This is a genomic window from Saccharibacillus alkalitolerans, assembly GCF_011090185.1.
GTDB lineage: Bacteria > Bacillota > Bacilli > Paenibacillales > Paenibacillaceae > Saccharibacillus > Saccharibacillus alkalitolerans.
In genome coordinates this window covers 25,764-46,604 of the sequence record NZ_JAAFGS010000012.1, presented here as the reverse complement: position 1 = coordinate 46,604, position 20,841 = coordinate 25,764, and the positions used below count along the sequence as shown (strand labels likewise).

Here is a 20,841-nt window from a genome sequence, read left to right as displayed (position 1 = left end):
GGCTGACGGCTTTCGGACTCAAATATACAGTTTCCAACTATGGAGGGGGAGAAAAACATGCGTCAATCTTATCGATTCACCAAAACGCTGACCGTACTGCTGCTGGCTTTGCTTCTGGTGCTGACAGGATGCACGTCGGTCAAGACCAAATCCGACACGGCCGCTCCGGCCGCCGAAACCAAGGACGGCGGCGAACAGAAAGCCGCGGACACGACTGCGGCTTCTCTGGTAGACATCGAGCTGCTGGCCATGACGTCCAGCGAGTCGGACGTCAACATCATCCGCGATCAGCTCACCAAAAACGGCTTTAACGTCAAGATGAACCTGCAGCCGGATTACGGCAGCTTCAAAGCGCAGCAGGAAGCCGGCAACTACGACGTGGCCCTGTCCAGCTGGACGACCGTAACCGGCAACCCGGATTATGCCGTACGCTCCTTGTTCAAGACGGGCGGCGACTACAGCATCATGTCCGATCCGGAGATCGACAAGCTGATCGACAAGGCCGCGACGCAGTCGCCGGAAGATTATACCGCCACCTACAAAGAACTCGAGCAGAAGCTCGTGTTCGATAAGGCCTACATCGCGCCGCTCTACATCTCGCTGAAGAGCCAGGCGATCAACAAAGACATTCTGAACCCGGAATCCGTACGTCTGTCCAAATCCCGCGCCCTGGCCTGGGAAGACATCGAGTTCAAGGATGCCGCCAAAAACAAAACCGAGCCGCTCGTGCTGACGCAGAGCGCGTCCACGCTGACGTCGCTCGACCCGATCAAAGGCAACGACGGTTCGATCAATACGATCAACACCAATATGTACGTGCGCCTGATCAACCTCACGGATGACGACAAGATCACTTCCGACGGCTCGCTGTCGCGCAATTTCGGCATCGCCGACGACAACTCGGAATACTACTTCATCCTGCGCGACGATATCGACTTCGCGAAGGTCGAGAACGGCAAAGCCGTCGACACCGGCGAGCGCGTAGGCGCCGACGACGTTATCTTCTCGCTTGACCGCGCGAAGAACAAAGACTCCGTGCCGGATCACCGCACGTACTCGCTGCACGAGCACATCAAGACGGTCGAAGCGGTCTCCGACCTGTCGCAGCTCGACTCGGTCAAAGCGTCCGGCGGCGGCACGATCCGCGAAGCGTTGGAAAAAGGCCTCGACGCGCCGATCTCCGAGCTGGTGGCGGACAAGAAGCAGGCCGACAATGCAGCCGGCAAATATCAGGTCGTGAAGCTGACGACGACCGAGCCTTTCCCGCAGGTACTGAACTATTTGGGGCACCAATCCGCGGGCATCGTGTCGAAAAAGCAGGTCGAGAGCATCAATACGTACGACGTGGCGAAATTCGACGTCACGAAAGACATCCCTTACGGCGACCAAAACACCGTCACGGAAGGCGCTTCGTACAACAACACGCTGTATGCCAGCGGTCCGTATATTCTGACCACCAAGAACGACTATGAAGCCAAATTCGTGAAGAACCCGGCCTATATGCCGGGCACGGACAACGAACCGAATATCTCGAACATCAACGTCCGCTTCATCGCGGACGCGGACAGCGCCCTCGCGGCTCTGCGCAGCGGCGAAATCTACTCGTACTACGGCGTGCCGGAAACGAAGTTCTCGGTCGTCAAAGGCGATGCCAAGCTGCAGCTGCAAACGATCGAAAGCAACGGCGTCTCCTATCTGCTGTTCAACACGTCGGAGAACCGTCCGGTCGGCAAGAGCGCCGACCTGCGCAAAGCGGTGCTGTACTCCATCAACCAGGACGAGATCCTGCAGTTCTACGAAGGCAACAAGATCAAGGCGGCTTCCACGGTCAGCCCGCTCGTCGATACGGGCAACGAGCTGACGGCCGATCCGGCCAAGGTCAAGGAATTCCTGGCGGCTTACGCGGCTTCGAAGTAAGCCTTGACCTGACGATAACCGTCTAAAAGGCGGCCGATCGGCGTAACCGAAAAGAGCTCTTCCCGTTCGGAAGAGCGTCAACATGTCGAGAAACCCGGCGATCCTTGCGGAATGCCGGGTTTCTTTTGCGCAGAGAGCCCGCTTCCGGGCTAATGCGGCCGAGGGAACGAGAATTCCGCGGGAGTTAGAATGCTGCGGAAGGAATTTCGCTCGCCTCCGGATTCTAACGAATCCTAGGCACGCTATGGGCTTGTTTTTCACGGTTTGAACGGTTTAAAGAATCCTCGTCACGCTATTCGATTCTGATTACGCTTGAACGGACGATATGCCGCCGCTTAGCGATATTCCGATTCGTTAGTCTTTTAAAAAGCTTCAAAATCGCGCTATAACGCTATCGCGGTTCGTTAGAATTCGGATAAAAGCGGGCTGCGGCCTTAAAGTTTATCGGATGGCGTTTGCGCGAGAAAAGGCACGCTCCCCTTGAAAGCCGCGCCGACGAGGTTCATAATCGTAAGCAAAAAAAGGGGGCGGGAATATGTCGATTTCCATCCAAACCGAACGCCTGATTCTGCGCGACGCCGTGCCCGAAGACTGGGCGGCCATACACGAATACGCGTCCGATCCACAGGTGGTGCGGCATTCCATCTGGGGGCCGAATACGGAGGAGCAGACGAAAGAGTACGTGGCGCAGCTGATCGAAATGCAGCGGGAGATGCCGCGCATGAGCTTCGAACTGGTCGACGCGTTAAAAGAAACCGGAGAGCTGATCGGAGGCTGCGGCATTCACGCGGCAGGATTTAACGCGGAGATCGGCTACACGTTCAATCCCCGTTTTTGGGGGAGCGGATATGCGTCGGAAGCGGCTTTCGCGCTGCTGCGGTTCGGATTCGAAGAGCTGGGCGTCCATCGGATCTATGCCACCTGCCGGCCGGACAACGAAGCCTCTGCCAAAGTAATGCAGCGGATCGGGATGAAGCGGGAAGGCCGGATGCGGGAGCACCTGTACTTCAAAGGCGCGTTCCACGACTCCGAACTGTATTCGATTCTGCGGCATGAACTATAGCGTTTGCAAAAAAGCGTTTCTCGAATGAAGCTTTCGGCAAAATACTCGGCATAAACGTAAGGCGTACGAAACGAAGCCCGGCAGAAATACTGCCGGGCTTCGGGTATGAGTTCAGGTGTTATAGGGAACGGCCGTCCGGGCCCGCTTGCTGCCGCTGCCGACAGAAGAACGGGGTTCCCCGGATTTCGAACTTATGTTACTGTTCCGGATCGATATGCGCCGAGTCGACGTATCGGCCGCTGTCCGGGACGGCCAGCCGGTCGAAGTCGCTGCTGAGGCGCTCCAATCCTTCGGTCAGTTCCGTTCCGGCCATCGGTTCGCCGTGCCCCGTTACGGCCGAAGCCGGACGCAGGGCCGCCAGTCGGGCGACCGAGGTGCGGGCCGCTTCCCAGTTGGGCGTGAAATAAGTCGGCGGCCCGTGAATTTCGCGCCGCTGGGTCAGCACGGCCAATGCGGATTCCTGCTTGACCGTGATAAAAGCGTCGCCCGCTATCAGCGTGCCGTCCATACTGCGGAACAGCGACACATGTCCCTCGGAATGGCCGGGCGTATGCAGCCAGCGCCATTCCGGCAGGAACGGCACGCTTCCGTCGGCCGGCAGCGCGCGGACGCTCGAGCCGATGTCGATGCCTTTGTTCGGATAGAGCGGAGCGGATGCCGCCATCAGGCCGCCGCCGACGGTCGGGTCGCCGGGCGGATAATCGGCTTTGCCCGTCAGGAAGGGCAGCTCCAGTTCATGGGCGTAGACGGGCACGTCGGGAAACAGGGCGATCAGCTCCTGAATGGAGCCGGTGTGATCGAAATGGCCGTGCGTCAGCAGGATCGCCTGAGGCTTCTCGGTGCCGAAACGCTCTCTCGCCGCCTTCAAAATTTTGGACTCGGAGCCGGGCATGCCGGCATCGACGAGGATCCATCGGCCGCTTCCGGGCATGCCGACCATGACAACGTTGGAAATCATCGTGCGCAGATAGGTGACGTCTTCGGGCAGCCGTCCTTCGGGACGGCTCGCATCGGGGGAACCGGAATTCGGATAGCCTTGCATAACTGCTGCACCTCCGTAATGTGGGTTGAATATCCATACAGCGGATAGACGATTTGCCTTGATTTACCCTTAACGGAGAGCGCTGACACAGTGGGAGAAAAGGCATTCCGCACAGTTTTCCGACAAACGGGAGAGAAGTTGAGCCCGATTCCGGGAGCGTGCTATGATGGGCGCAAAAGAACGAGCGCAGGGAGGGAAAAGGATGAAGCGGCATGACAAGGAGCGGCCGAACAAGGCGTCCGCGGGCCGTCGTTTCGCTGTTTGGCTGATCGTTCTGGCCGTCGCGGCGGTCTTGATCCGGCTGGCGCTGGCCTCCCGCTACGGCGGCTTCATGAGCGACCAGGAGCTGTTCGTGGACTGGATGCGGCAGGTACGGCAGCGGGGGCTGGGGACCGTCTACATAGAAGGAAGCAATATCAATTACCCGCCGCTGTTCCTGCTGATCATGGAGGCATACCGCTCCGCCGCCGGACTGTTCGGCATCGTGCCGGCGGCGGGCGAGCTGTCGTTCAAAGGCGTGCTGATCGCGCTGGATCTGGCGGCGTTCGGCGCCGCCGTCCTGCTGACGCGTTCCTCGGGCCGCACGGCAGGGCGGCTGTTCGTGCTGGCGCTGCTGGCGCTGAATCCGGCGCTGATCTTCGGCAGCGCCGTCTGGGGCCAGGTCGACATGCTGCACAGTCTGCTTATGGCCGCGTCGCTCCTGCTGCTGCCCGGTTCGCCGCCGGCCGCCGGCGCGCTGTTCGCGCTGGCGCTGCTGAGCAAATTCCAGGCGGTCACGCTGCTGGCCGTGTTCGGCATCTATTTCCTTCGCCTGCTGCTGCGGCGCGAATTCCGTCCGCCGGCGCTGTTCGCGGCCGGATTCGCCGGAGTCACGGGCGCCTGCGCCGCTTTCTTCGCTTGGTCGGGCGGCCTGCAGGCGATGCTGAAGGGAGCTTACCTCAGCGCCGTCGGCATGTATCCGCAGGTCACGATGAACGCGATGAACGTCTGGTACTATTTCATCGGCACGCCGCCGACGACGCCGGACACGACGAAAGTGCTGGGCTTTCTGTCGCTGCGAACGGCCGGCTTTCTGCTGCTCGCGCTGTGCGTGGTTTACGCGGCCGCCTGCTTGTGGCGCAGCCGCATGGATGCCGCGGCGCTGCTCAAATCGGCGGCGCTGGTCAACTTCGCCTTTTTCATGCTGCCGACCGAAATTCACGAACGCTACAGCGTGCCCGCTCTGGTGCTGGCCGTGTTCGTCTGCCTGTACGACCGCCGTTGGCGCCTGCCCGCCGTTCTTCTCAGCCTGAGCGTGACCGCGAATCTCTGGATGGTCCAGGCGGAACGGATCGGCGTGTACCCGGGGCTGGCCGTCGTGTACGTCAATGTGGCGCTGCTGCTGTGGATGCTGCTGGCGCTGGGCCGGGAAATGCGGGCAGGGCGCTCCTCCGATACGGCGGACAGGAACGCGAAGGGACGCCGCAAAGCCCGAGCCCCGGGGATCGGATGAAGCGAAGCGGGCTTTTTGACGCAAAAAGACCGGCCTCTCCCGGGGGGGAAGGCCGGCTGCTGCGCGGAATGTGATTTATTCGGTTTACAGCGGCGGATTGGCGTGGCATTTGCGGCAGACGGGGAAATAGCGGTCGTTGCCCCCGATCTGGATCTGCTCGCCGGTATACAGCGGTTTGCGGTTTTCGTCGACCCGCAGCGCCATCGTCGCTTTGCGCTCGCAGAACCAGCAGATCGTTTTCATCTCCTCGATTTTGTCCGCGTACAGAAGCATGTACTGGCTGCCTTCGAACAGCTCGTTGCGGAAATCGTTTTTGAGGCCGAAGCCCATGACGGGGATGTTCAGTTCGTCCACGATGCGCGTCATCTGCAGCACCTGCTCCTTCGTCACGAACTGCACTTCGTCGAACAGCACGCAGCTGATCTTTTTTCCCTGGTAGTTCTTGACTTCGTCGTACAGATTCGTGCTCGGATAGACCGGAATCGCTTCGCGCTTCATGCCGATCCGGGAAGACACATGGCCCACCTCGTCGCGGTCGTCGATGCCGGAAGTGAAGATCAGGACGTTCTTGTTCTGTTCTTCGTAGTTATGGGCGACCTTCAGGATCTCGATCGATTTCCCGCTGTTCATCGCCCCGTATTTGAAAAAGAGTTGCGCCATCGTATTCTCTCCTTAGCTCTGAAGTCCGACCTCCATTGTAGCAGGAATGCCGCGGCGGGAAAAAGGAATTTTCAAACGTTTTTTCTTGAAGCGACGAGGAAGAGGGCGATCGTTCGGAGGTACCCCCCGGGTGTATAAGCGTGCAAAACGAAAAGCCCGGACAAGGTCCCGACGCCCGCGAATCCCGCGGCCGCTTCGAATTCGCGCGCCGCGTTCACCGGAGCGTCAACTTTTTCGAAAAAAATATTCCCGGCCTCTTTACATACCCTATGGGGGTATATTAGAATGGAGAAGAATCAAGGACAGCCGAATGTACCGGCAACGAAGGGAGCGAACCTATGGCGATTCGGAAAAACGCGGAGACGGCTCCGGCGCAGGAACACTGCGGACTGCCCGGCGAAGACGGCAAACTGCCGAGAAAAAGCCATCACTCCGAGGAAACGAAAAACAACCTTGTTTCCCGCCTGAACCGCATCGAAGGCCAGATTCGCGGCATCAAAGGCATGATCGAGAAGGATACTTACTGCGACGACGTGCTGAACCAGATCGCTGCCGCCCAGTCCGCATTGAACAGCGTCGGCAAGCTCCTGCTCGAAGGCCATATGCGCAGCTGCGTGATCGAGCGGATCGAAGCGGGCGAGACCGAAGTGATCGATGAACTGTTGATTACGGTTAACAAGTTAATGAAGTGACTTTAAATAATCCGATCGCCGAGGAGGAATCATCCATGCAAACTACTACTCTCAACGTCTTGGGAATGTCCTGCAACCACTGCGTCAAAGCCGTCGAAGGGGCGGTCAAGGAAGCCGGAGCCGAGGGCAAAGTCGATCTGGGCGCCAAAACGGTAGACGTGTCGTACGACGAAGCGGCCGTCAGCTTGGACGCGATCAAAGCGGCCATCGAAGATCAAGGTTACGACGTACTCTAAAAAAAGTTCAAAAGCCCGGAAGGCGCCTAATCCGCTTCGACCGGGTTTTTCTTTATCGCTACATATACCCCGTAGGGGTATTAAAAGGAGGTTATCGACATGCAAACGCAAAGCGAAACGTCTTCCGAAGCTTCGTCGCCGGCGGAACGCGGACGCACGCAGCAGGCGACGCTGCAGATCGGCGGCATGACGTGCGCGGCCTGCGCGAACCGAATCGAAAAAGGGCTGAACCGGATGCCCGGCATCGCCGGAGCGAACGTGAATCTGGCGCTGGAGAAAGCTTCGGTCGACTATAATCCGAAAGAGACCGGCCTGGCGGAGATCGAGCGCAAGATCGAATCGCTCGGCTACACCACGGTGAAGGAGGCGTCGGACTTCGACATTTCCGGCATGACGTGCGCCGCCTGCTCGGCTCGAATCGAGAAGGGATTGAACCGGATGCCCGGCGTGCTTGGCGCCAGCGTGAACCTGGCGCTGGAAACGGCGCATGTCGAATATTCGCCGGGGGCGATCGAGCCGGGCGATATCATGCGCAAAGTGCAGCAGCTCGGCTACGAAGCCAAGCTGAAGCAGGACGGCGGCGAGCGCGATCGGGGCGGCGAGGAACGCAAGCGCGTGATCAAGCTGGCCGCAGCGGCGCTGCTGTCGCTGCCGCTGCTGTGGGCGATGGCGGGACATTTCTCGTTCACTTCGTTCCTGTACGTGCCGCCGCTGTTCGCGAACCCGTGGTTCCAACTGCTGCTCGCGACGCCGGTGCAGCTGATCATCGGCTGGCAGTTCTACGTCGGCGCGTATAAAGCGCTGCGCAATGGCAGCGCCAATATGGACGTGCTGGTCGCGCTCGGCACGTCGGCCGCCTACTTCTACAGCCTGTACCTGACGATCGGCTGGGCGGCGGACGGCGGATCGGGAAGCGCGATGGCCGGCATGGAAGGTATGGCCGGACACGGCATGCCGGAGCTGTACTTCGAGACTAGCGCGGTGCTGATCACGCTGATTCTCGTCGGCAAATGGTTCGAAGCGCGTGCCAAAGGCCGCTCTTCGGAAGCGATCCGCAGTCTGATGGGGCTGCAGGCCAAGACGGCGATCGTCTTAAGGGACGGGGCCGAGACGGAAGTGCCCGTCTCGGACGTCGTGCCCGGCGATATCGTCCGGGTGCGACCGGGCGAGAAGATTCCCGTCGACGGCGTCGTGACCGAAGGACGCTCCTCCGTCGACGAATCGATGCTGACCGGCGAGAGCCTGCCGATCGACAAGGAACCGGGGGCGTCGGTCACCGGCGCGACGATCAACAAAAACGGCTCGCTGCTGATGAAGGCGACGAGAGTCGGCCGCGATACGGCGCTGGCGCAGATCGTGCGCGTCGTCGAAGAGGCGCAGGGTTCCAAGGCGCCGATCCAGCGGATGGCCGACGTGATCTCCGGCATCTTCGTGCCTATCGTGGTCGGCATCGCCGCCGTGACCTTCCTGATCTGGTATTTTGCCGTGCAGCCGGGGGCCTTCTCCGAAGCGCTGGAGAAAGCGATCGCCGTACTCGTCATCGCCTGTCCGTGCGCGCTCGGGCTGGCGACGCCGACTTCGATCATGGCCGGCTCCGGCCGGGCGGCGGAGTTCGGCATCCTGTTCAAAGGCGGAGAGCATCTGGAAGCCGCGCAGCAGGTCGATACGGTACTGCTCGATAAGACCGGCACGGTGACCAAAGGCAAGCCGGAGCTGACGGACGTCATCGTTTACGGCGAAGGGCGAGGCGAGAACGAACTGCTGGCGCTGGTCGCCGCGGCGGAAAACGCCTCGGAGCATCCGCTGGCCGAAGCGCTCGTGCGAGGAGCCGGCGAACGCGGCACCGAGCTGCCGGCTGCGGAGCGGTTCGAGTCGCTGCCGGGCTACGGCATTTCCGCCGTCGTCGGCGGCGAGGAAGTGCTCGTCGGCACGCGCCGGCTGCTCGGGGAACGGGGCATCGACGCGTCCGCGGCGATCCCGGACATGGAGCGTCTGGAAAGCGAAGGCAAGACGGCGATGCTCGTCGCCGTCTCCGGTCGAACGGCCGGCGTGGTCGCGGTCGCGGATACGCTGAAAGAATCGTCGCCGGAAGCGATCCGCCGGCTGCGAGCCATGGGCCTGCGCGTCGTGATGATTACCGGCGACAATGCGGCGACGGCGCGCGCCATCGCGCGGCAGGCCGGCATCGACGCGGCCGACGTGCTGGCCGAGGTGCTGCCCGAGGGCAAGGCGGCCGAAGTCAAGAAGCTGCAGGAAGCCGGCCGCAAAGTCGCCATGGTCGGCGACGGCATCAACGACGCGCCGGCGCTGGCGACGGCCGATACGGGCATGGCGATCGGCACGGGGACCGACGTGGCGATGGAAGCCGCGGATATTACGCTGATGCGCGGCGACCTGAACGGCATCGCCGACGCCGTCGAAATGAGCCGGCGCACGATGCGCAATATTCGCCAGAACCTGTTCTGGGCGCTGGCTTACAACGTGATCGGCATCCCGATCGCCGCGCTGGGCTTCTTGGCTCCGTGGTTGGCGGGCGCCGCCATGGCGTTCAGCTCCGTCTCGGTCGTGCTGAACGCGCTGCGGCTGCAGCGGGTGAAGCTGTAAGCTTGGCGTTTGCGGCATTCGCAAGGGAAGCGCATATCCGAAATTCTCGATCCGCACGGAGGGGCCTCGAGCCTCTGCGTGCGGATTTTTCGCATGCGGGAAACGACCGGCCGAAGCGCAGGAATTTTTCGATGAATTTTCGGAATTGCGAGTCGTTTGCCCAATTCGCGCGTATATAGCCACAAGACAAATGATATCGGTTGCAAAAAGTTAAGCGCGAACGGGCGGCCGATACTCGAGGAGGGCTTGCGATGAGCGGAACAAGAAGATCACGCAAAAAAATTCCGGCGTTGGCCGCCATGGCGCTGATGACGGCGCTGACGGGTTCGGTTCTGCCGGCGGAGCGCGCTTCGGCGGCTCCCTCCGGCAGCGAGACGCCCAAAAGCGGCCGCGAAGCGAAGGCTTCGCCGAACGGATCGAAGCAGCGCCGTTCCGCGGAAAGGTTCGCCGCAGACGGATCCGCGGACCCTGCCGCTCCGATTCCGGCTTCGGCCGCGTACGGAGAACCGCCGTCCCTGCCGACGGCTTCCGCCGCTTCTTCCGATTTCGCCAAGCTTACGGCAAAAGGAAACGTGCAGGGGATGTGGCGGTATATCGACGCCCATGCGGCTTCCGCCTCCCCGGCTTCCGTGACCGTCTGGCTGCACCGCCTCGAAGCGGTTCAATTCAAGCGGCTTGCTCCGCTCGAAGAATCGCTGAGCGGCTCCGAAGTCCAAGCGGCGCTGATGAACGCCGATCTGTTCGCCGAAGACGGAAGCTGGAAGCGCGGCGTCCGCACCGGCCTGCCGCAGGCCGACGCCCTGCTGCGGGAGCTGGAGACGGACGGTTACGTGCTGGATACGACGGAGGGGTATTATTTTCCGAAGATCGATTACGAACGTTATTTGAAATACGCGGATGACGTCGGCCGGCGTTATGCCGATTACTTGACGATTCGCGCCGACGAAACGAGAAGCGAGCTGACCAAGGACGCGGGCCTGATCGTGAGCTGGGAAGAACTGCTGGACCGGGCCGAACGCCAACGCCTCTACTTGGAGCGCTATCCGTCGTCTCCGGAGTCGGACACGGTGGGGCAGATGTACGCGCAGTCGCTGTATATCGTGCTCTACGGAACGGATAACGTGCCGCTGTTCGATTTCCGAACCGGAGAGATCGATCCCGATGCCCGCGCCGCTTACAAGCGGAAGGCGGCCGAAGGCGGACCGTCGTCGTTCGCGAAAATGCTGCGAGGTTACGTGCGTCTTCTGGAACAGGGCGGAGGCAAGCTGACGCGGCAGGCGGAAGCGTTTCGCGAAGCGCGCAATCCCTGGAAGGAATAACACGTTAGCGGCGGAAAGAACGCCGTCCGAATTTGTCCGAAATGTGTCCGACCGCTCGAATTCTTCCATTTTTTTCAAGATAAGCTGAGTCAAAATTTTGAGGCAACGTTAAATATACAAAAAGCTCGACCGATATGTAGGATAAGATGACGCGAAGGGAGAGAAGAGAATGAGCAGAAGCCGCCGAGGAATCCAACAACATTTGCCGTTTACGGCCGCCTTCGCGCTTATTCAGGTGCTGCGCGATCCCGGGACCGCTCCCGCGGGAAAGGAATCCGATTCGGACCGCCGCCGCTGCGCTCCCCGAGGATCGGCCTGGATGCCGCCTTCCGCGGAAGAAATGGCGTATCCGCATCCATCCGAACCTTTTTGCTCGGATTTTATGAATGCGCTTTCCGGCGATTCGCTGCCGGAACAAGGCACGGTGCCTAACCGCAGAAGATGCGGAAAGTGAGAAAGCTTCGGCGTAGAGCCGGAGCTTTTTTTGCGTGCGCCGGCTTTTTGCCGTCCCATGCCATAACCCTTCCGATTCCTCCTCGCTTGCGCGCGCCGAATCGGAGTTTCATAATAGAAAGGAAACGGATCGGCCGCCATGTGCGCAAGATCCGGCAAACCCAACGAAACTCCGTACAGAAAGAAGGATTACCGATGAACGAGACCATTTCCCTGTTGATGAATCACCGCTCCGTGCGCAAATATACCGACCGCCCCGTCACCGCGGAGCAGCTTGAAACGATCGTGGCCGCCGGACAGATGGCTTCCAGCTCCAGCAACGTCCAGGCGTACACCGTCGTGGCCGCGACCGAACCGGACCTGAAAGACAAGCTGGCCGCCTATGCCGGCGATCAGGCGTATATCCGGGAATGCCCGGTGTTCCTCGTCTGGTGCGCGGATCTCTCCCGATTGAAAAAAGCGGCCGAAACGCATGCGCCGGATGCGCGTTCTTACGAAGGCGCGGTCGAGAATTTTATCGTCGCGACCGTGGACGTGGCGCTGGCTTCGCAGAACGCGGCCGTGGCCGCCGAGTCTCTCGGATTGGGTATTGTCTACATCGGCGGCATCCGCAACGATATCGAAGGCGTCTCCGAGACGCTGGGACTGCCCGACCATGTCTATCCGGTATTCGGCATGTGCGTCGGTTATCCCGATCCGCAGCACGGAGCGGGTCTGCGGCCGCGCCTTCCGCAGGAAGCGGTGCTGCATATGAACGGCTACCGCCCGGAGCAAAACGAGCGCGGCGTACAGGCGTACGACGAGACGATGGTCCGGTATATCAGCGAACGCACGGGAGGACAGCGCACTTCGTCATGGTCGGAGCAGATGGCCGCCAAGCTGACGGCGCCTTCGCGCATGCAGCTGCGCGCTTTCCTCGAGGAAAAAGGCTTCAACAAAGAGTAATTCGAAAGAAACGATACGGCCCGGCCGGCGCCCCGCTTCATGGGGGAGAAGCGGCCTGGCAAAGGGGTGCAGGATGCTCGAGTCCATCAAACAATTCATCCGCGCCTGGCGCGATTATCCGCTTCGTCCCGGAGAGACGGTCGGCGGCCGTTACGAAATCGCCGAGTGGCTCGGCATGGGCAGTTACGGCTTGAGCTACCGCTGCATCGATCGCCGGGACGGAAGCGAGGTGGCGCTGAAGCAGGCCAAGCCGAGCCGGCGCCGCCTGGCCGGTCTGCTGCTGTCCCGGGAACGGGACGCGCTGCTGGCGATGGACCATCCGTGCATTCCCCGCTGCCGAGACTTTTTCGCGGATCGGCGCTGCCAATGGCTCGCGGCCGATTATGTGCGGGGACGGACGCTGGAAGACCTGATCTTCGAAGAAGGGCGGGTGTTCGGCGAAGCCGACTGCCTGAGCTGGGCGCTGGAGCTGCTGGACCGCGTCGGGCATGCGCACGCGCGCGGTTACGTCCATCTGGATATCCGCATTCCGAATGTGATGATGGACGGCAGCGCCATTTATCTGATCGACTTCGGCCTGGCCCGCCGGATCGGCGAAGACGAGGTACTGGCGCCGGACGGGACTCCGCTGACCGGACGGATGCCCGCCCGGATCGTGTCGGATCTGGAAGATACCGGCCATCTGCTGCTGTACATGCTGTATTCCGGCTATACGCCGCCGGGCGATTCGCGCGGCGCGGACGAAGCGGAAGCGGAGAGGGTCCGCGCCGGGCGCGCGGCCGATTCGGGGGAAGCGGAAAAGAGCATGCCGGAGGAGTCCGTTCCTGCCGGCGCCTCCTGGGAGGAAGAGCTGGAGCTGTCCGCGCCCACCTCGGCGCTGCTGCGCCGGCTGCTGAGGCTGGACGCGCCTTTCGCGGATGCGGAAGAAGCGGCCGACGCGATTCGCGGAAGCCTGCGGGAACTGGGAGCGGCAGGAAGCCGGAACGGAACGTGAACCGGCTCGCCCGTGCCGCCGCAGTGCTGCCGCCGCAGTGCGACAATTCTGCTTTTCGCGACGGGCGGAGTTCGGACCCGGCCGTGCTCGGGCTTCTCGGCCGGGTCCCGGCGAAGCGGGATGCCCCGAGCAAAACAGGCCGTTCCCTTCGTCTCGTGACGAGGAGAACGGCCTGTTCGGGCTGCCGGCGTATGAGCTGCCGCAGCTGCGGATCAACTGGAGCTTCCCGATCTTCTTTTATAATAAGAATGACCGTGGCGTCCGTGTCCGCCGTGCCGGCGATCGGAAGACGAAGAACGCGAATATCTCGGACGGTCGCTGCTGGAGCCGTAGCGGCGGCGGCTTCGATGATCGCTGCTGGACCCGTGCTTGTGACTGGATTGGGAGGCGGAGTGAACGATCTTATCGACAATTTTTTTGAACATGAACGATTCCTCCTTGAATGAGATAGCCGATTCGCGCGGGCTTGCCCGGCGATGAAAGACATACGGCCGATTCGCTCCGGAGTTTCAATTCGAATCGGAAGCGAATCGTCGGAGTGTCTTCGTTAAGAGTTACCCGCGCGAGCGTCCGAAGAACATTAGAATCCTCTGAGAAAGCGCTCCGAAAAAAATAACCGCCGGATGATCGCTTCCGTCGTGCGGTTTACAGATGCGGCTTTCCCCCGTTACACTGGTCTAAGCAAGCTGACGCCATATCGAAAACGGCTTTGCCGAAGCTGCCGCAGCTGCGGCAGGCCGCTCGGGAAGCAGAGACTCTGGGAGGGTTCATCATGCAAAAAACGCAGGAAATTAACGAAGCCCGCGATTACATCGCCGGCAGAACGGAGCACAAGCCGACGATCGGCCTCATTCTGGGATCGGGCCTGGGCACGCTCGCCGACGAGATCGAGAACGCCGTGGTGATTCCGTACTCCGAAATTCCGTACTTCGCGAAGTCGGAAGCGATCGGGCATGCCAACGAATTGGTGATCGGAGAGCTGAAAGGCAAGACGGTCGTGGCCATGAAAGGACGTTTCCATTATTACGAAGGCTATTCGCTGAAGGAAGTCACCTTCCCCGTGCGTGTGATGAAGGCGCTGGGCGTGGAGACGGTCATCGTGACGAACGCCTGCGGCGCCGTCAATACGGGCTTCGAGCCGGGCGATCTGATGCTGATTACCGATCACCTCAACCTGGTGGGCGACAACCCGCTGATCGGGCCGAACAACAGCGAGCTGGGCGTCCGCTTCCCGGACGTGTCGCAGGTCTATGACCGCGAACTGCGCGGCCTGGCCGAGCAGGTGGCGAAGGAGCAGGGCACGACGCTGCGGCAGGGCGTATACGCCTGGTGGAGCGGCCCGGCTTACGAGACGCCTGCCGAGATCCGCATGATCCGCACGCTCGGCGGCGACGCCGTCGGGATGTCGACCGTGCCGGAGACGATCGTGGCCGTGCACGGCGGCATGAAGGTGCTCGGCATCTCCTGCCTGACCAACATGGCCTGCGGCATCCTCGATCAACCGCTCAGCCACGACGAAGTGATCGAAGTGGCGGCGCGGGTGAGAGAGAAGTTCGTCGGACTGGTGAAAGGCGTATTGGAAAAAGCCTGAGCCGGAGCGGACCGGGACGAACCGGATCGGAGCGGACCGAACCGAACCGGGAGAACTCGCGTACGGCGAAAGCCTAAGCCGGAACGGCCCGGGAAATCGTGTGTACGGCGAAAGCCGCGTTAAAGGTAAGGCCGTTGACGCTGCAAGCGGCGATGGCGCGCGAGAGCGGGCAGGGCGTAAGGAGGCTGCGGGGTGCGGCGAGAATGTACTCTTTTTCGAATAAGGCCATAAACGGACTTATTTATCCGCTGTCGCTGCTTCTAATAAAATAAGTCCATAAATCCGCTTATTTCAGCCGAAAATCCGATCCGATCGTCAAATGACGCGTTTTAAGGGGAGATTTGGACTTATTTTGCCGAAAACTTCGAGAATCCGGAAGATAGAGGGATATTTGCTCTTATTCGTTTTCAGTCATACGTAAGAGGCGGGATGATCCGGCGAAACGTCGTCGCCCGACGAAGCGTGCCCGCAGGTTGCCCGCCTGATCCGCGGAATGTCTCGCCATCGCTTCATGCCGCAATCCGGTCCGCCGGTTTAACCTTCGATCCTCTGAGGATCGAAGGTTTTTTTATGCGCAAAAAGTCAATTGCCTATCCGGCCGCAGTTACGCGAATGAAATATCCTTCTGCCGTAGGATGAACCTTCCATCCCAAATTTGATCAGGCGGTTCGGGATTCGAGCCGACAAACGTTCTGATCTTCGACGAGCCGACATCGGGGTGGAATGCGGAGAATGCGCAGCGGTTCTGGGATGTCGTATCGCGGGGAGGCGGCAGCGCGACCGTAATTGTCACGACGCACCAACCGGAGTAGACGCGGCATGCCGATCTGGTGCTTGTCTCCCATGAAGGCAAGTTGAAAGAAGCCGGCTCGCCTAGCGAGCTGTCGGAGCAGAAAGGGCGCTATTTCGGTTTGGTGAAAGAGTCGCAGAGAGACCGCGACCGACCATGACGGGCTTTGGCGTAGAAGCGAACAAGCCGAAGCAGCAAAAAAGCACCGGATACAGGCGAACGGCCTGCGCCGGTGCAGTTCGGGTCAAAAGAAGACGGGGCGAATCGACGGCGTTCAGAGCTTAGTTCGGCATGAAGTCAACCGTAGAAACGTTCGGCGTTCGCCAGCATTTTCTTCCGGGCTTCGTCTTCGTCCAGGCCGCGCAGCGACGCCCATTCGCGGCAGACGTCGGCGGTCATGGACGGGTGGGTGGCCCGGCCCGCGAACGGGCCTTCGAACGGCCAGGGACCGTCGGTCTCGCTCATGACGAGCGAGTCGGGATAACGCAGGGCCAACTGCCGGATCTCTTCTTCGTACAGGATGTCCGGAGTAAACGAGATGAAATAGCCGTTTGCGATCATGCGCCGGACGGTGTCCGCGGAGCCTTTGAACCAATGGAAATGCGCGCGCCGCACGCCGAAGCGCTCCAGCAGGTCGCATGCCGTGTCGGCGTCCTCGTACACCGCGTGCAGCACGATCGGCAGATCGTGCCGCGCGGCGAAAGCGGCGAAGCGCTCCAGCAGGCGGACATAGCCCGCCTCGTCCAGCGCCTCGCCGCGCTCGGCCGCCTCCTGCCGACTGTAGTACGGCAGCCCCACCTCGCCGACCGCCGCCATGCGGGGCGGAGCGGCAAGGCCGCGCGGCGAATCGCCGCCCGCCGCTCCGGCAGAGGCCGAAGCGGCTTCAAGGCCGCCTCCGCCGCCTGCCGCCCCGCACGCAGCGGGGGCCGGACCGCGCCGCGCGCCGCCGGCCTTGCCGCGGCCGGCGTCCGAACCTTCGCCGTGGGCGCTTCCGGCGTGCAGAGCGCCGGAAGCCCCCGCGGCTTCGCCCGGGAGCGTTCGCCTCTCCATCCAGGCGAACAGCGCCTCCTCTTCCTCGGGAGTCGGAAGAGGCTGCTCGGGGTGGAACCCGTAAGCCGGGCGCACCAGGCCCGGATACAGCTCCGCCAGCCGCTCGGTCCGGCGGGCGGATTCGAGGTTCATGGAGACGGCGACGACGTACGCCCCGCCGGCGTCCCGGAACTGGCGGAGCATGCGCTCCGCTTCTTCCGGCGCGTACTGCTCCAGATGGATATGCGTATCGGCGAATGTGCCGGACATGACGATCACCTGACCTTTCTGTTTTTTTGGATGGGATGAATGACGGACAGATTCGGCTGAATCTTGCGTATGGACGGTGCGGATCTGCTTGATGCGCGCCGCGAGAACAGGGAGGGGACCGTAACGGATATCAGCGACCCTTAGAAGCCGAAATCCGCCTGTTTCGATCTGTAACGGAACGAGGGGACGCTTAGCCGCGGAAAATCGTTTTTTTGTGGCGAAAATCCCACTTATTTTTCGCTAAGCGTCATCTGATTCCGTTAAAAATCGGACATGCGTAAAAAGCGTGCTCTAAAGGAATGACGATCCGTTAGAGGCCGCGGCGGGCGGCGAGGAAGCGGACGGCGGGCGACAGGTGCGCCCCTGCCGTCCGCATCGCGCAGCCGCAAGTTTCGCCCGACAGTCCATTCCGCGGTTCTTCCGTCCGCTGCGCCGCACTATCCCCGTGATGTCCTTCCGCGGTTCTCCGACCGCCGCGCCGCGCTGTCCCCGCGCTGCCCTTCCGCGGTTCTCCGACCGCCGCGCTATCCCCGCGCTGCCCTTCCGCCGTTCTCCGCCCGACTCTTCCGCTGTTCTTCCTTCATCAGACCGGTCAGCTCGCGGCGAAGCGCCAAGAATTCCGGAGTTTCGGCGATTTCTTCGCGGCGGGGACGGGGGAAAGGAACCTCGATCCGCCGCAGCACGGAGGAAGGACGGCCGGACAGGACGTAGACCGTATCGGACAGCAGCAGCGCTTCTTCGATATGGTGGGTCACGAACAAGACGGAACGCCGCGTCTCTTCCCAGATGTCGAGCAGCCAGGTCTGCATCTCACTGCGGGTGAAGGCGTCGAGCGCGCTGAACGGCTCGTCCAGGCACATCAGCTCGTGCGGGCTGAGCAGGGCGCGCACGAACGCGGCTCTCTGCTGCATGCCGCCCGAGAGCGTATGCGGATAAGCCCGCTCGAAGCCCGAGAGCCCGGCGCGTTCCATCCAGCGCCGCGCTTCGTCCAGCGTGTCGCGGCGCGGTATGCCGTTCACTTCGCGGTCGAGGACGACATTCTCCTCGATCGTGCGCCAGGGGAACAGCGCCGGCTGCTGCGGCATGTAGCCGATATGGCCGCGTTCGCCGTTGATGACCCGGCCGTCGAGCCGGATTTCGCCGCTATCCGGCTGGAGCAGTCCGCCGATGAGATGGAACAGGGTGCTCTTGCCCGATCCCGACGGGCCGATCAGACTGACGAATTCGCCTTCGCGCACCTGCAGCGACACGCCGCCGATAACCGGCAGCGGCCGGCGCCGGCTGCCGAAAGATTTCTGCACGCCGGACAGCTCCAGCTTGATCGGCGCAGGGCTGGCCGCCGAGGCCGTGCCCGCAGCCGTTTCCGCATTTTTCCGCTGGCTCGTCTGTACGGGCCCGTCCGCGCGGGCTGCCGTTTTTTGAATGCGCAGGTCTTCCGAATTGCGTTCGTTCATCGCGGATCTCCCCCTTCTTTATGGCCGCCCCGCCGTCCGCCGCGCACGACCAGCCGTTCGACCAGCGTGACCAGCAGGAACAGCAGCAGGCTGAGCGCGACGATGATGGCGATGGCGGCGAAGATCCGGTCCGTGCGGAACGCCGATTTTTGCAAAATCATGTAATAGCCGATGCCTTTCTGCGCGCCGATCCATTCCGCGATAACGGCGCCCATGACGCTGTACGTGGCGGCGATGCGCAGTCCCGAGAAGAGGGAAGGCAGAGCGTGCGGGAACTCCAGCTTGCGGAAAATCTGAATCCTTTTCGCTCCGATCATCCGCATGTAGTTCAGCATCGTCCGGTCGGTCTGCGCGAAGCCGTCCATCGCCGAGACGGCGACGGGGAAGAAGCAGACGAGCGTGATCACGATGATTTTCGGCAGCAGGCCGAAGCCGAACCAGATCATGAGCAGCGGCGCCAGCGCGATCGTCGGCACGTTCTGGCTCAGAATCAGCAGCGGGTACAGCGCCGACTTGAGCAGCGGGAGCAGATGCAGCAGGCAGGCGACGAGCAGCCCGACCGCCGAGCCGACGACAAAGCCGATCAGCGTCAGCCGCAGCGTGGACAGCGTATGCATCCAGAGCGAGTCCGCGCTGCGCGACGCCTCCTGCGCGATGACGCCCGGCGACGGCAGGATCCAGGACTCGACGCCGAAGAAGCGCACCGCCGCCTCCCACAGCGCCAAAAAGAAGAGGACCGCCACAAAGGGCGGCCACGCGGAGCGGAACCATCGGGTTAAGGTCGTTCGGAAGCTCATGGACGATACTTGGCGGTCAGACGCTCCATGCTGATGCCGTCCGGACTCGGATAATGGGCGATTTTGATCTGCGAGATGACGCTCGGCGCGCCAGCTTCGGTCAGCGCTTCATGCATCTGCCGCACGATCTCCAGCAGTTCCGGCAGCTCGCCTTCGAGCGTCGTTTCCAGCGCGTGCACCTCGTGCTTGACGCCGGAGCGCTGGATCACTTCGATCGCTTTGTCCACGTAAGGAATGGAATCTTCGCCGTTCGGCGTTTTCGGAATGACTTGAATGCTGAGCAGGGTCGTTGCCATGATCGATCTTCCTCTCTTTTATAAAAAGTTTACTTGGCGTCCGCCGCGGGCAGGTAATCGTTCGTGAACGCCTTCGTATAATCGAAGTCGCCCTCGAGCAGTTTCTGCGAACCCATCCAGTCGCCGTAGTTCTTCCACACTTCCGGCTTCTGCCAGCCCCACTGCGCCGCGTCGTCTTGATATTTCGGGCTGAGCCATTCCTGGCTGGCCTTGACGAGCTTCGGATCGAGATCCGGCACCGCTTTGATCAGGATATCGGCCGCTTCGGCCGGATGGTCGATCGCGTATCGATACCCTTCGGCCGTCGCTTTCATGAACGATTTGACCAGCTCGGGATCGTCCGCGATCTGCTTCTCGTTCGTCACGAGCACCGGCGTGTAGTAGTCGAGGCTGTCGGAGTAATCTTTGACGTACAGCATGTCGATCGGTTCGTTCCGCAGCTGCGCTTCGATGCCCGTCCACGCGTAGTAGATCCAGGCGAAGTCGATATCGCGTTTGACGGCGGTGAAGAAGTCCGCTTCGCCCATGTTGATCTTTTCCACCTTGGACACGTCCGCGCCTTCCTGGTCCATGATCGACTTCATGACCGCTTCCTCGACCGGGGAACCCCAGCCGCCGTAGCGCTTGCCTTCGAAGTCTTTCGGCGATTTGATGTTCCGGTCGGCCGGAGCCGCAAAGCCGGACGTGTTATGCTGAATGACCGCCGCGATCGACACGAGCGGAACGCCCTGGACCCGCGCCTGGGTGACGCTCTCCTGGTAGCTGACGCCGAACGGCACTTCGCCGGAAGCGACCATCTGGTCCGCGCCGCCCGCGCCGGGCTGCAGAATCTTCACGTTGAGGCCTTCTTTTTCGTAAAAGCCTTGATCGACCGCCGCGTACAGCCCCGTATGATTCGTGTTCGGCGTCCAGTCCAGCACCACGCTCACGTCGCGCATCTGCTTCGCTTCGCTGCCGTTCCCGGCGGCCTGGTCGGTTCCGGCGTCCGCGGCGCTGTTGTTTCCGCCGCCGCCCGAGCAAGCCGTCAGCGCCAGCAGCATCGCCGCGAGCGGAGCCAGCCAACGCATTCTTTTTTGGATCCCCTTTTGTGTGTTCTTCATTTGTTCATTTCTCCTTTTGCCGTATTGCCCGTTCCTCCATGCCCGCCGGAACAACAAAAAAGCGTCCCGGATTCCGGGACGCGTCACGTCGATTCAA

Annotated in this window: 18 protein-coding genes; 10 read left to right on the top strand and 8 right to left on the bottom strand. The window is 61.5% G+C overall.

What is annotated here, in order from left to right; all coding sequences use genetic code 11:
- The first annotated feature begins 57 nt into the window (after window positions 1-57).
- Together GYN08_RS21900 and GYN08_RS21895 are read left to right on the top strand one after the other, a co-directional pair.
- Window positions 58-1,917, top strand: a complete 1,860-nt coding sequence (locus GYN08_RS21900; RefSeq protein WP_166279321.1) for an ABC transporter substrate-binding protein — start codon at window positions 58-60, stop codon at window positions 1,915-1,917.
- A 541-nt stretch (window positions 1,918-2,458) separates the two neighbouring features.
- Window positions 2,459-2,980 (top strand): GNAT family N-acetyltransferase, encoded by a 522-nt coding sequence (locus tag GYN08_RS21895; protein ID WP_166279425.1) that lies wholly within the window; start codon window positions 2,459-2,461, stop codon window positions 2,978-2,980.
- Window positions 2,981-3,176: 196 nt separating this feature from the next.
- Here the strand turns inward: GYN08_RS21895 and GYN08_RS21890 are convergent, their stop codons facing one another.
- The gene (locus GYN08_RS21890; protein WP_166279318.1) at window positions 3,177-4,022 is read right to left on the bottom strand and encodes an MBL fold metallo-hydrolase; all 846 of its coding nucleotides are present in this window, start codon (window positions 4,020-4,022) and stop codon (window positions 3,177-3,179) included.
- A 202-nt stretch (window positions 4,023-4,224) separates the two neighbouring features.
- Between GYN08_RS21890 and GYN08_RS21885 the strand changes: the two genes are divergently transcribed.
- Window positions 4,225-5,514, top strand: coding sequence for a hypothetical protein (locus GYN08_RS21885; RefSeq protein WP_166279315.1), 1,290 nt, complete (start codon window positions 4,225-4,227; stop codon window positions 5,512-5,514).
- A gap of 84 nt (window positions 5,515-5,598) precedes the next feature.
- Here the strand turns inward: GYN08_RS21885 and GYN08_RS21880 are convergent, their stop codons facing one another.
- Complete coding sequence (locus GYN08_RS21880) at window positions 5,599-6,174, bottom strand: thymidine kinase (protein ID WP_166279312.1); 576 nt, start codon at window positions 6,172-6,174, stop codon at window positions 5,599-5,601.
- A gap of 338 nt (window positions 6,175-6,512) precedes the next feature.
- Here GYN08_RS21880 and GYN08_RS21875 point away from each other — a divergent pair, with 338 nt between their 5' ends.
- The 6 genes from GYN08_RS21875 (at window position 6,513) to GYN08_RS21850 (ending at window position 13,417) form a co-directional block, all read left to right on the top strand.
- Window positions 6,513-6,866 (top strand): metal-sensitive transcriptional regulator, encoded by a 354-nt coding sequence (locus GYN08_RS21875; RefSeq protein ID WP_166279309.1) that lies wholly within the window; start codon window positions 6,513-6,515, stop codon window positions 6,864-6,866.
- Between the two features lie 35 nt (window positions 6,867-6,901).
- Complete coding sequence (locus GYN08_RS21870) at window positions 6,902-7,102, top strand: copper ion binding protein (RefSeq protein WP_166279306.1); 201 nt, start codon at window positions 6,902-6,904, stop codon at window positions 7,100-7,102.
- Between the two features lie 99 nt (window positions 7,103-7,201).
- The gene (locus GYN08_RS21865; RefSeq protein ID WP_166279303.1) at window positions 7,202-9,706 is read left to right on the top strand and encodes a heavy metal translocating P-type ATPase; all 2,505 of its coding nucleotides are present in this window, start codon (window positions 7,202-7,204) and stop codon (window positions 9,704-9,706) included.
- Window positions 9,707-9,957: 251 nt separating this feature from the next.
- Window positions 9,958-11,025 (top strand): hypothetical protein, encoded by a 1,068-nt coding sequence (locus GYN08_RS21860; protein ID WP_166279300.1) that lies wholly within the window; start codon window positions 9,958-9,960, stop codon window positions 11,023-11,025.
- Between the two features lie 648 nt (window positions 11,026-11,673).
- On the top strand, window positions 11,674-12,423 hold the full coding sequence (nfsA, locus tag GYN08_RS21855; protein ID WP_166279297.1) for an oxygen-insensitive NADPH nitroreductase: 750 nt from the start codon (window positions 11,674-11,676) through the stop codon (window positions 12,421-12,423).
- A 73-nt stretch (window positions 12,424-12,496) separates the two neighbouring features.
- Window positions 12,497-13,417 (top strand): serine/threonine-protein kinase, encoded by a 921-nt coding sequence (locus GYN08_RS21850; RefSeq protein ID WP_166279294.1) that lies wholly within the window; start codon window positions 12,497-12,499, stop codon window positions 13,415-13,417.
- A gap of 212 nt (window positions 13,418-13,629) precedes the next feature.
- On the opposite strand, the gene GYN08_RS21845 is transcribed toward GYN08_RS21850, so the two are convergent.
- Window positions 13,630-13,842 (bottom strand): hypothetical protein, encoded by a 213-nt coding sequence (locus GYN08_RS21845; RefSeq protein WP_166279291.1) that lies wholly within the window; start codon window positions 13,840-13,842, stop codon window positions 13,630-13,632.
- 347 nt (window positions 13,843-14,189) lie between these two features.
- On the opposite strand from GYN08_RS21845, the gene GYN08_RS21840 reads away from it, so the two are divergent.
- A complete protein-coding gene (locus GYN08_RS21840; protein WP_166279288.1) occupies window positions 14,190-15,008 on the top strand; it encodes a purine-nucleoside phosphorylase in 819 nt (272 codons plus the stop codon).
- A 1,087-nt stretch (window positions 15,009-16,095) separates the two neighbouring features.
- Here GYN08_RS21840 and GYN08_RS21835 read toward each other — a convergent pair.
- The 5 genes from GYN08_RS21835 to GYN08_RS21815 form a co-directional block, all read right to left on the bottom strand.
- Entirely contained in the window at window positions 16,096-17,097 is a 1,002-nt protein-coding gene (locus GYN08_RS21835) for a TatD family hydrolase (RefSeq protein WP_166279285.1), read from the bottom strand.
- Window positions 17,098-17,621: 524 nt separating this feature from the next.
- Window positions 17,622-18,551, bottom strand: a complete 930-nt coding sequence (locus GYN08_RS21830; RefSeq protein ID WP_235946439.1) for an ABC transporter ATP-binding protein — start codon at window positions 18,549-18,551, stop codon at window positions 17,622-17,624.
- Window positions 18,548-19,348 carry an ABC transporter permease gene (locus tag GYN08_RS21825; protein ID WP_166279282.1) on the bottom strand — a complete coding sequence of 267 codons (801 nt, stop codon included), beginning with the start codon at window positions 19,346-19,348 and terminating at the stop codon, window positions 18,548-18,550. Before GYN08_RS21825 ends, GYN08_RS21830 begins: the two co-directional genes overlap by 4 nt.
- Window positions 19,345-19,644, bottom strand: a complete 300-nt coding sequence (locus GYN08_RS21820; RefSeq protein WP_087799058.1) for a thiamine-binding protein — start codon at window positions 19,642-19,644, stop codon at window positions 19,345-19,347. Before GYN08_RS21820 ends, GYN08_RS21825 begins: the two co-directional genes overlap by 4 nt.
- A gap of 29 nt (window positions 19,645-19,673) precedes the next feature.
- The gene (locus GYN08_RS21815; RefSeq protein ID WP_206023873.1) at window positions 19,674-20,744 is read right to left on the bottom strand and encodes an ABC transporter substrate-binding protein; all 1,071 of its coding nucleotides are present in this window, start codon (window positions 20,742-20,744) and stop codon (window positions 19,674-19,676) included.
- Window positions 20,745-20,841: the final 97 nt, after the last annotated feature.